This is a genomic window from Cyclobacterium plantarum (genome assembly GCF_011290685.1).
In the GTDB taxonomy this organism is placed as follows: Bacteria; Bacteroidota; Bacteroidia; order Cytophagales; family Cyclobacteriaceae; genus Cyclobacterium; species Cyclobacterium plantarum.
Map to the genome: position 1 here is coordinate 113,469 of NZ_JAANYN010000006.1, position 11,723 is coordinate 125,191.

General features: G+C 44.0%; 8 protein-coding genes. 5 read left to right on the top strand and 3 right to left on the bottom strand.

What is annotated here, in order from left to right:
* Positions 1-30 precede the first annotated feature (30 nt).
* Positions 31-2,001, top strand: coding sequence for an acetylxylan esterase (locus tag G9Q97_RS15080; protein WP_166148245.1), 1,971 nt, complete (start codon positions 31-33; stop codon positions 1,999-2,001).
* 303 nt (positions 2,002-2,304) lie between these two features.
* On the opposite strand, the gene G9Q97_RS15085 is transcribed toward G9Q97_RS15080, so the two are convergent.
* The 3 genes from G9Q97_RS15085 to G9Q97_RS15095 all read right to left on the bottom strand — a co-directional run bounded on the left by G9Q97_RS15085 (position 2,305) and on the right by G9Q97_RS15095 (position 7,043).
* Positions 2,305-3,438, bottom strand: coding sequence for a DEAD/DEAH box helicase (locus tag G9Q97_RS15085; protein WP_166148247.1), 1,134 nt, complete (start codon positions 3,436-3,438; stop codon positions 2,305-2,307).
* Positions 3,439-3,479: 41 nt separating this feature from the next.
* Complete coding sequence (glgP, locus tag G9Q97_RS15090) at positions 3,480-6,026, bottom strand: alpha-glucan family phosphorylase (RefSeq protein ID WP_166148249.1); 2,547 nt, start codon at positions 6,024-6,026, stop codon at positions 3,480-3,482.
* A gap of 501 nt (positions 6,027-6,527) precedes the next feature.
* Entirely contained in the window at positions 6,528-7,043 is a 516-nt protein-coding gene (locus G9Q97_RS15095) for an acyl-CoA thioesterase (RefSeq protein ID WP_166148250.1), read from the bottom strand.
* Positions 7,044-7,146: 103 nt separating this feature from the next.
* Here G9Q97_RS15095 and G9Q97_RS15100 point away from each other — a divergent pair, with 103 nt between their 5' ends.
* From G9Q97_RS15100 to G9Q97_RS15115, 4 genes are all read left to right on the top strand, one after another.
* Entirely contained in the window at positions 7,147-7,947 is an 801-nt protein-coding gene (locus G9Q97_RS15100) for a universal stress protein (RefSeq protein ID WP_166148252.1), read from the top strand.
* A 248-nt stretch (positions 7,948-8,195) separates the two neighbouring features.
* Positions 8,196-9,173 carry an NAD(P)H-quinone oxidoreductase gene (locus G9Q97_RS15105; RefSeq protein WP_166148254.1) on the top strand — a complete coding sequence of 326 codons (978 nt, stop codon included), beginning with the start codon at positions 8,196-8,198 and terminating at the stop codon, positions 9,171-9,173.
* Between the two features lie 40 nt (positions 9,174-9,213).
* Positions 9,214-10,584, top strand: coding sequence for an amidohydrolase family protein (locus tag G9Q97_RS15110; RefSeq protein WP_166148255.1), 1,371 nt, complete (start codon positions 9,214-9,216; stop codon positions 10,582-10,584).
* Positions 10,585-10,961: 377 nt separating this feature from the next.
* Positions 10,962-11,723 carry a creatininase family protein gene (locus G9Q97_RS15115; RefSeq protein ID WP_166148257.1) on the top strand — a complete coding sequence of 254 codons (762 nt, stop codon included), beginning with the start codon at positions 10,962-10,964 and terminating at the stop codon, positions 11,721-11,723.

The window sequence follows — 11,723 nt, forward strand, 5'->3', positions numbered from 1 at the left end:
TCGACAAAAAACTACATATACCTTGCTTTAATGCTGATAGCCAGCTTTTGCTGTCGGCCGGTTTCCGGACAGCAAACCCGGCAAGCAAACAATATCCTCTACTATTTGCATGGTGAAGCTGCAGCAATCACCAATAATTTCTCCCCTGAGGATATTTCTCCCGATGAATGGAAAAAACTAAGGCCGGAGTATTACCATCAGTTCATTGAAATGATGGGCTTCTCTATGGATAAAATAAGAACCCCTCCAACAGTAACCCTCACAGGTACCGTGCAGGAAGATGGCTATAAAATAGAGAAATTTTATTACGCTTCTTCCCCCGGTCTGTATGTGCCGGGCAACTTGTATATTCCAGACGGCATCCAAAGCCCACGGCCAGCTGTCCTTTATCTTTGTGGCCATGCACACGGACAAAAAGCCCACTACCAGGCACATGCCAGGCGACTTGCCGAACTGGGCTTTGTAGTTTTGATTTTTGACACCCTGCAGTTTGGGGAGGTTTGGGGCCACCATTGGGGGCCATACAATCAGGGCTGGTTTCACTGGTATTCCAGAGGATATAATCCTGCCGCTGTGGAACTGTGGAATGCCATCAGGGGCCTGGACTATCTCTCCACTAGAAAAGAGGTGGATATGGATAATATTGGCGTAACGGGCATTTCTGGTGGGGGCTCGCAAAGTTGGTACATGGCCGCAGCAGATCCCAGGATCAAAGCCGCTGCACCGGTTTGTGGAGCAGGCACCCTTGATTCTCAGGTAGGAGAAAGAAGGATTGACGGACATTGTGATTGTATGATGCCTAACAATGGCTTTCAAATTGGTTTTCAGGAAATTGGTGCTCTGATCGCACCCAGGGCACTTTTGATTGCACAATCGGATCAGGACGAACTTTACGGGATGGCCTCTACCCGGGATTTTTACCAAAAACTTTCCGATTTTTATACCCAATTTGAAGCTGGGGATAACGTTTCTCTGGTGGCCACACCGGGAGGGCATTCCTATCATGAGACATCGAGAAAAGCAATATTTTCATTTTTTTTACATCACCTGATGGGGAAAAACATACCTCCCCAGCAATTGGAGGATATTGAATCAAATCCATCAAAATTACTTCCCGAAGAGCGGCTTAAGGTGTACGGCGAATCCCCTCCTGATGGGGACCTTACCCCAGTCATTCAGGATCACTTCATTGAAATGCCTTCTCCTCCGACGATTACTGATGAAGAAGACCTGAAAAAATTACGGCGTAAAGTAAAAGATTACCTGCTTACAAGAACTTTCGGTGCCTTTCCAAAGGAACCCACAGCCTTGGACGGCAAAAAAATCTATCAAACTGCGGACCTGGCCCCCTTTGGCAACAGCACTTTTTCTTTTACCAGCGAAAAAGGCTGGCGGCTGAAGCTAAACGTATTTTACCGAAAGCCTCCTGAGGAAAAGCATCCCCTGGTAATCATCCTCAGAAGCCCCGGTGAAGAACGCTGGGATAGTGAAGGCTTTGCTCAGAAAGTGGCCAAGGGCCAAAATGTGGCTTACCTCGAAGTAAGAGGAACGGGAGAGGTTGGTTGGGCTCCGGAATTGAACTGGCATGTGAGGAGAGCGGCAGCATGGACAGGAAGGACAATTGCTTCCATGCAAGTGTATGATGCGTTCAGAGCACTTACTTTTGCCAGAACTCTTCCCGGAGTGGACCCTGAGAAAATCAGTATTGCAGCCAGAGATGGAATGACTGCAATAGCTCTATATGCCGCATTTTTGGATGAGCAATGTGAGGAGGTTATTCTTCAAAATCCACCTGGTACACATGATCAGCCCAGCCCTAAAAGCGGACGTGATTTTCCACTTGAAATGTTAAATGTATTGCGCATCACTGATTTGTATCAGCTTCCTGCCCTTATATCCCCGACCAGGGTAGTATTTGAAGGAGAGGTTCCCGAAGCATTCAATTGGTCCAGGGAAATACTTGAAAAAACAGGAAGACCACCTTTTACCATGCCTGGTTAAAGCCTTTCAAGCTTTTTAGGCACCATTTTTTATCTTGATTTCAATCCTTTTTCAGAAAAAAATCGATTTTCGAAAAGGCACAAATCAGGAGGACAATAGTGCTTTTCAGCCTATGGAATCACATTCATTCAAATAAAATCATAAATTGCAAAAAGAAAAATTTTTCGATCGATCCTTGTGCCTTACAGTTTTCTATTTGTGTGACCGAAACCTGTTTGGAACTGCTTATTATTCCTAAAAACTTTCTGCCTCCGTTGGATTGAACTCAGGGTGTTTATGGTATAGGAAATGATATTGGAGCATTTAAAAGCCCAGGTTGGCCGGGTCAATCAACTCAACATTCCTTTTCATTTTTTTCTGAATGATTTTAAAATGGTGTTCATCCTCCTCAGAAATCAGGGAAATGGCCTCTCCCGAGGAACCAGCCCTGCCAGTTCGACCAATCCGATGGATATAGTCCTTCGGGGATCTGGGAAGTTCATAATTCACTACATGGGGCAAAAATTGGATATCAATACCACGAGCCGCCAAATCCGTGGCCACCAAAACCCTGAGCCTTCCTTCCTTGAACAGGTTTAAGGCTCCTGTCCTAGCTCCCTGGCTTTTGTCACCATGAAAAGACTGTGCCTGAATACCGTGTTTTTTTAATTTTGCGGCCAGGTTATCTGCCGCCCTTTTTGAGGCTGTAAATACCAGCACTTGTTGCCAATTCCCTTCCTGAATCAAAAACCTCAATAAAGGCCCTTTATTTTCCCTTGCCACCCTATAAGCAGACTGGGTGATCAGTTCCGGGGTTATTTTATCCTGTTCTATTTCTATTCTAACCGGCTGGTGTAGCATCCTGGCCATCAACATTTCCACAGGCTCTTCCATGGTAGCAGAGAAGAGGATATTTTGCCTTTTCGCGGGTAAGGTGGAAAGGATTTCATTCACTTCCTCTTTAAACCCAAGGTTGAGCATCTTATCGGCCTCATCCAATACCAATATTTTCAATTCCGAGAGATCCACTGCATTTTTTGACAAGAGGTCCAGCAATCGTCCCGGGGTGCCAATCAAAACCTCTGTACCATATATGTCCATCATCTGAGGATTAATGGAAACACCACCATACACAGCGAGTGTTTTTACTTTTCTGGGTAAAAATTCACTGAAGCCCCTCATCGTTTCCTCCACCTGGCTGGCGAGTTCCCGGGTGGGGACAAGTACCAATACCGGCATGATCCGGCTTTTTACAAAGGGCCAATTCTGGAACATTTCCAAAAGAGGAAGCACATAAGCTGCTGTTTTGCCTGAACCCGTCGGCGCCAGGGCCATTACATCTTTCTTTTTTAAGATTGCAGGTATGGCTTTGACCTGAACGGGGTAGGCCTCCAGGTATTTGGCATTGTTAACCGCCTCCAGGATTTTTGATGAAAGTCCAAGATCAGAAAAGTTCATAACCTTATTTTTTGATCAAAGGTAATGTTTTTTGACTTCTCTCAACGCTGCCAAAGAATATAAGAAGACTCTAAAGGCAGGGCCAATTCCTTAAAAAAGGGAATCACCCTAATGGTAAAATGAGAAAGGGGCCGGTTGGCAGGCACTTTTCCCGTGTAAACCTGATGCCTATGGTCATCCATGTTTTCTACTCTTTCCATTTTGATCTTTTCTGGCATTCCCCCATTACCATTTTCTGCGAAAATCTCCACCGAAACCCATTCGGGATGAATTTCCTCCAACACCAGAGATACCCGAAAAACATGAAATTCTCCTTTGGTTTCTGTCTGAATATCACCAAAACTTATCTTGTCCCAATGTTGCCGGATTTGTTGTTGTATTTCAAAAATCTCCCTTCCCTTTCCTGTAATACCGGCACTTCGCTCCAGATACTGTTGAGCTGCAGGTAAATAATAATTGTCGGTATATTCCCTTACCGTCCTGTTGGCCGAAAAAACCGGCGCAAGCCTGGACATACTTTTCCTGATTCTTTCGAGCCACCTGAGTGGCAGGCCGTCTGGTTTACGCTCATAAAATTCAGGAATCACCTGATATTCCAGCATGTCATAAAGCAATTCTGCCTCTCTCTCCTCAGAAAGCCCATTATCTTTTGTATCTGCTGCATTTCCAATGGCCCAGCCTACTTCCGGTGAAAAAGCTTCGGCCCACCAACCATCAAGGGTGGAAAGATTAAGCCCACCGTTGACAAGTACTTTCATACCACTGGTGCCACAGGCTTCCCAAGGCCTTTTTGGTGTATTCATCCAAACATCCACCCCACTCACCAATTGTTCGGTGATGCCCATATCATAATCGCTAAGGAAAACCACCTTTTGGTGCAAACTGTTTTCTTCAATGAATTGGATCCATTCCTTGATCAGGGCTTTACCCGTCTCATCCCCTGGCCCGGCTTTTCCGGCAAGTACCAACTGAAGGGGAAAGGATTTATGATTGAGCAAGTGCATTAGTCTTTTCTTATCCCATAGAAGCAAATTTGGTCTTTTGTAGGAAACAAACCGCCGGGCGAATCCCAAAGTTAAAACATGAGGATCAAAAATATCCTCTATTTTCAGGTTTAAGTGATTTCTTCTTCCTCCAAGTCTGGATTGTCGTTCAAAGCGGCTCCTGATAAAATGAACCAGGTTTTCCCTGCAAATACTTCTCAGATCCCATAATGCTTCATCTGACAATTGACACATGGCTGGTTCCATATCGGCCAGATCACCTCTCCACCTATCCTTTCCGCAGGCATTTGTCCAAATTTTATCAGAAAATTCATTGTCCCAGGTGGGCATATGTACTCCATTCGTAACGTGCCCAATAGGGATTTCATTTAAGGGCCAGCGAGGAAACAGGCAACTGAAGAGTTCCCTGCTCACAATACCATGCAATTGGCTAACCCCATTTACTGCCCCGCATCCCCGCAGGGCTAAGAAAGCCATATTGAAATACTCTTCGGAATTGCCAGGATTTTGCCTTCCAAGTGCCATCAATCTTTCCAAACCAATTCCCAAAACATCTCTGGCATACTGTCCCAGCATATTTTCCATAAGGTGGGGGTGAAAATGATCAAATCCCGCTGGAACGGCCGTATGGGTGGTAAACAGGTTCCCGGGTCGGGATATGAAAAGAGCCTCTTCAAATGAGCACCTTTTTTCTTTCATGATTTCCGCTGCCCTGGCCAATACCACAAATCCTGAATGACCTTCATTTAAATGACAGACCTCAGGTTTTAAGTCCATCTCAGCTAGTAATTTCCAGCCTCCAATCCCCAGAATAATTTCCTGCTTAATCCGAAGTTCCGGCCCGCCTCCGTACAATTCGTTGGTAATACCCCGGTGAACCGGCAAATTGGCCGGGTCATTGCTATCCAATAGGAAAAGCTTTACCCTACCCGCCTGGACTTCCCAGGTACGGAGCCAAAGGCTAAAACCTCCCAGCTGAACGGTTATCCTTAACCATTCCCCATCAGGTTTTCTCAAGGGAATGATGGGTACTTGTCCCGGATCATTAAAGGCATGAATGGCTTTTTGGTTCCCATCATGATCAATCTCCTGACGAAAATATCCCTGCTGATAGAACAATCCAATTCCGGTTACGGGGACTCCCAAATCACTGGCTGATTTTAACTGATCGCCGGCAACATTACCAAGCCCACCAACATAAATTGGGAGTGCTTCATTCAGCATGAATTCCATGCTGAAATAAGCCAAATGGGTCAAACCAGATTGAGGGTATTTTTCCTGAAACCAGGCAGAGCTGTTGGTTGCTTTTTCTCTTTTTTCAAGTAATGCATCCAATTTTTCCTTAAATAATGGATCCTTAAGCAGTTGCTCGACCCTATTTCTTGATACAGTCTGCAGTACCAACCAGGGGTTTTGGGTTTGGTCCCAAAGCTCTGGATCCAATTGTCTCCACAGTTTATCGGTGGCGTGATTCCAAGACCAACGCATATCAAGGGCCAGGGTCGCCAATTTTCCCACCTCTTTGTTTTCGGAAGGTAAAAATCCGTAAAGTTGTTGGGTATTGAAATATTTGTCCTCCTCCATCCTCAAATTTCCTGTTTATTATTCAATTTTACTAATCCACCTTATTCTGGATAAACAACTTATTTTGAGTGGGTTTATGAAAAAACCAATCCCGATTAGTGATAGCAAGGCTTCTTTTACTAACCCTTCGAATGTACTTTTCAGGGTGGTTGGAGATTGACTGGCTTAGCTGGTTTTTGAATAGATACTGCCTTCCGGGCGGTTTCTGAAATGGAGAGACACTTCCTATTAAAATCTCCAACAAAACCAGCAGACAGGTCTTAGGAAACATTTCTCACACCTGGAATAATTAAGGCCTTTATCAGTCGGGCAGAAAACTACATTGGTAACCTTCTCCTTCAGCTGCTGGTAAGTAAGCGGATTTTTGCCAGGTGCGGAACTTTGAAAAAAGAACAACGATGAATGATATGGATAGCAGTTAATTAAAGAAATGTTTTTGAAATGGACTGTTTCATTTTATTATTTGGATTCAGAGTTGTCAAACAGGGATAAGCCCCCCTTTTAAGTCTGAATTAATTTGGATTTTATTTCTTTAATTCTTTCCCTTATAGACATCTCGGCAACATTTACATCTTCTGAAACCGCTAGTAAAAAAGATTTTACTGCTCCTTTGTGGTCTGTGGACCGACCTTCTTTAATGTCGACATAGCGCATTGTTGTCCACATAAGGGTTTTCAACTCCTCCTTATTATCATCCGTCATGTAATATTCCACAACCAAAGAATGGTGGTCGTGCCAAATAACCCTGCTCATAATGCGTACCCACTCCCCAACCTTTGCTGGTCTTATATAAGAAATGTTATGGTTGTAAACCACCCAGGCCGCATTGTATTTCCTGATAAAATCAATCATCTCTACCCCGTAGAGTTTGGGTACCTGATCTTCTCTTGCATTGAAAAAGTAATCAAAATACTTGGCGTTGTTGAGGTGCTGCAAGGGATCACAATCCTGAAAACGGATCACTACCCGGCTTTCCGTTTCCTTGGGGTAATGCTTTTCTTTGTCAAATTCAAACATATCTTAAAGGGTTACTTTTGATCTTCCTACAAATATATATGATTTAAATCATTGTGCGGATTAGATTTAATTTCGCTAAATTAAAGTCCTAAAGATATCCACCATGAAAATTCTCGTTCCTACTGATTTATCCGAAAATGCTGAAAATGCCCTGGCATTTGCAAAAGCTTATGCCCTGCAACAAGATGCCAGCATCACCCTTTTGTATTCTTATTATGCTGTATATGATTTTGCTGCCCAGGCCACGGAAATCATACAGACTATTGAAAATGATGCCAAAGTAGCGATGAAAAAATCCATTAAAACTTATGGAGATGGTATACAAATGAATTATAAGATAATTCAAGGCACGGTTTCCACTGCCATTTTTGCGACTGTAGCCAATGGAGACTATGACCTGGTGATCATGGGAACCCAAGGAGCAAGCGGGATCAAAAAGAAATTAATCGGATCCAATACCGCTACCGTGATCAAAGAAAGTGAAGTACCTGTCATTGCAGTGCCTTTTGGTGCATCCTTTGATGCTGTACAAGAGATTGATGTTGCGCTGGAATTGGAAAATGAAAATGAAGGCATGTTTAAAAAATTAATCTCGCTGACCGAAACATGGAATTTGCCTTATCGCATCATCCATGTAATTACCAAACCAGATTTCAATAAGAAAATACTTTTCAAAGGCATGGAATCCTACGTGAATGAAAATTTCCCTGACAGTGAATTCAGTTTTGAAAAGCTGGAGGAAGCAGATGCTGGCAAAGGTTTGGATAATTTCCTTAAAGATAAACCAAAATGCATGTTGGTCATGTTTTCAAAGGACAGGGGATTTTTTGATGTAATATTCAGACCAAGCCACAGTGTGGAAATGGCCTATCACACCCATGTGCCCTTATTGGTCATCAAATAAGCAACCATGAAATCGAGCCTGCCTACCGCAGGCAGGCATGACGAAAACGTCACACAGAGGGATGATTATCATTGCGAGATTCCATCTGACCATTAAAAATCAAATTATAAACAGATGAAATGAAGCATAAGGAGAACATCACACAGCGGGATGATTATTGTTTCGAGATTCTCCTTAACGTCAGGACAGGCTAACCCAACCTTCGGTACAGGGTAAGTTTTGACCTAATAAAAACAAATCATAAACACATGAAAGCAGTAGTAATATCTGAGCCGGGCGATCCCGAAGTATTACAGGTTAAAGAAAGAATTAAGCCGGAGCCAGGAGAAAATGAGGTATTGATCAAAGTCAGGGCTGCGGGAGTAAACCGGCCGGATCTGGCCCAACGAATGGGTAAATACCCGGCTCCGGATGGAGTACCTTCAGATATACCTGGCCTGGAAATTTCGGGAACTGTGGAGCAATTGGGAAAAACAGTGAAAACCTGGGAAATAGGCGACCAGGTTTGTGCCCTGATTGCAGGTGGTGGCTATGCAGAATATGTGGTGGCTCCGGCAAGCCAATGCTTAACCATTCCTGAAGGTATCAGCCTGGAAGAAGCGGCCTCCCTTCCCGAAACCTTTTTTACGGTTTGGAACAATGTCTTCGAAAAGGGGAAATTCCGTTCCACCGATAAGGTTCTCGTTCACGGTGGCAGCAGCGGCATAGGGGTAGCTACCATACAGATGGTCAACGCATTGGGAGGCAGGGTGTTTACCACAGCCGGAACCGATGAAAAATGCCAGGCATGTATCGCCTTGGGAGCTGAAATGGCTATCAATTACCAGCTAGACGATTTTGAGGACAAAATTAAAACCCATTTTGATGGTGCCGCAATAGATATCATTCTGGACATGGTCGGTGGAGATTATACATTAAAAAATATCAGGCTATTGGCCCCTAAGGGCAGGCTCATTATGATCAATGCCATGAAAAACAAAATTGGTGAAGTCGACCTGATAAGGATCATGAAAAATGAACTGGTACTTACCGGGTCTACCTTAAGACCCCAATCTGTAGCCTACAAAGGTCATATTGCCACCCAGTTGATGGCCCAAATTTGGCCTCTTTTTCCGGACAAGATTAAACCCATAATTCATACAGCATTCCCATTGACAGATGCCCAACATGCGCACCAATTGATGGAAAGTTCCACACATATAGGGAAAATTTTACTATTGGTTTAAGCTGTAAACCCAGTTTGGTTAAACCTTAAAACACAAGATTATGAGAAATTTGATGCACTTAATCACTGTCCTGATAGTGAGTTTCTCCTGTGGGCCAAAGACCCAGCAATATAACCTAAGTGAAACCTCCACTGTATTTGAAAATGCAAATGTCATTGATGTCCGTACGGGTGAAATAGAAAAATGCCATGTGGTCATTGATGGACAGGTAATCGATCAGGTTATTCCAGCCGGAAACCCGGCCGAATGGGGGCAGGCAAATGTCATTGATGCTGCCAACCATTATCTTTTACCCGGTCTCGCGGAAATGCATGCCCATATTCCCGCTGGGGAATGGAATGAGCCCCTGGTGCAAGAGACATTATTCTTGTATCTTTCAAATGGAATTACCACCATCAGAGGGATGTTGGGCAATCCGGTCCATCTTCCACTCAGGGAAAAAGCAGCCAATCAGGAAATCCTTTCTCCACGAATCTTTACCTCAAGCCCTTCTTTAAACGGCAATACCGTGCGGACTCCTGAAGAGGCCCGTGAAAAGGTGAGTACCTATGCAAGGGAAGGTTATGATTTTCTAAAACTTCACCCGGGCATCCGAAAGCATGTATTTGACACCCTTGTCAAAACTGCTCAGGAAGTGGGAATCCCCTATGCCGGACACGTGTCCAATTTGGTAGGAATCAGACATGCTTTAAAAAACGGTTACCAAACGGTGGACCATGTAGATGGCTTTCTGGAAGGTTTGGTTCCTGAAGACGCAGGGGTTAATCCAACAGAAAATGGATTTTTCGGGTACAATTTCACCGACCTGGCCAAAATGGAAAGCATTCCGGAACTGGTAGCGCTGAGTAAAAAAAATAAGGTTTGGGTGGTGCCTACCCAGGCCCTTTTCGACCGTTGGTTTTCTCCCATACCGGCAGAGGAATTGGTCAACCAGCCTGAAATGAAATACATGTCTCCTGAAACACGAAACAACTGGATTGAAAGCAAAAATAACCTGACTGAAGGAGATTCCTATGAAAAGGAAAAATGGCAACAATTCCAGGAAATCAGGTACCAACTGATACAATCCTTACATGAAGACGGACAAGGCCTACTCCTTGGTTCAGATGCGCCCCAGGTTTTCAATGTCCCCGGATTTTCCATACATCATGAATTGCAGGGCATGCTTGATGCTGGCCTGAGTCCTCTGGAAGCCATTCAAATTGGAACCATCAACCCTGCTTTATTCTTCGGCGGGAATTTTGGAGAAATTAAAAAAGGAATGGAAGCGGATTTAATTTTGGTCAATGACAATCCCCTGGACAACCTGGAAAATCTGAGGAATCCGATTGGGGTAATGGCCAGGGGACAATGGATAGACCAAAATACCATTCAAAAAAGGCTGGAGCAAATCGCCAAACAATATGAATAACCCATGGGATAATTTCTGAATTATTCAAAATCCGACCAGGTCTGGTGTGTTTTATTTACGGATAGCAGTACTTTATCCGGTAGGATAAAATAGGATTGGCCATTCCTATGGATCAATCCAAGCCCAGAACTCCTCAATCATTCAGGCAGGATATGTCAGGAATGCTATTAATACTTTTACGGTAAAATTTTTCCAGTTATCTGGCGGGGTTCCATTTAGAAAAGGGCTACAGACAGCGGTAGGTTGTAATTCCTTGCTTCGTCTGCATTGGAAGCCATTTAAATAAAGTCATTGCCCATAGAAGAAGGAATTTTTGAAAAAATATGGTTTATTTACATTTTAGGAACGGAGACCAGATAAATTAACAAACCAAGATCATGAGACCCTATATTTTGGCTGAAACCAATTGGAAAGCACTGAAAAAAGAAAAAATTGAGTTGGCGGTACTCCCCTGGGCAGCCACCGAAGCCCATAACTACCACCTGCCCTATGGTACCGATATTTACGAAGCAGACGCTGTCGCGGCAGCATCCGGGAAAATCGCCTGGGAAAAGGGAGCAAAAGTAATGATATTACCCACCATTCCCTTTGGTGTGAATACGGGGCAAGCCGATATTTACCTGGACATGAACCTCAACCCCAGCACCCAACTGGCCATTATCAAAGACCTGACCAGCGTTTTACACCGGCAGGGAATTCCAAAATTGTTGATTTTGAACAGTCATGGAGGAAATGATTTCAAAACCATCCTGAGAGAAATTGGACTTCAATTTCCCGACATGTTTTTCAGCACCTGCAATTGGTTCCAGGCCCTGGATAAAACACAATATTTTGACCACATGGGGGACCATGCCGATGAAATGGAAACAAGCCTGATCATGCACCTTCATTCCCACCTGGTGGGTCCCCTGGCAGAAACAGGTGATGGAGCAGAAAAAAAATCAAAAGTCAAAGCCCTGAGGGAAGGCTGGGCCTGGGCAGAGAGAAAATGGTCCATGGTCACCGAAGATACAGGCATTGGGAACCCCAAAGCTTCCAGTAAGGAAAAAGGCGAGCGGTTTTTTAAGGATGTCACAGAAAAAGTGGCTCAACTTATGATTGATTTGGAAAAACTTGATATCACAGACCGTTACGAATAA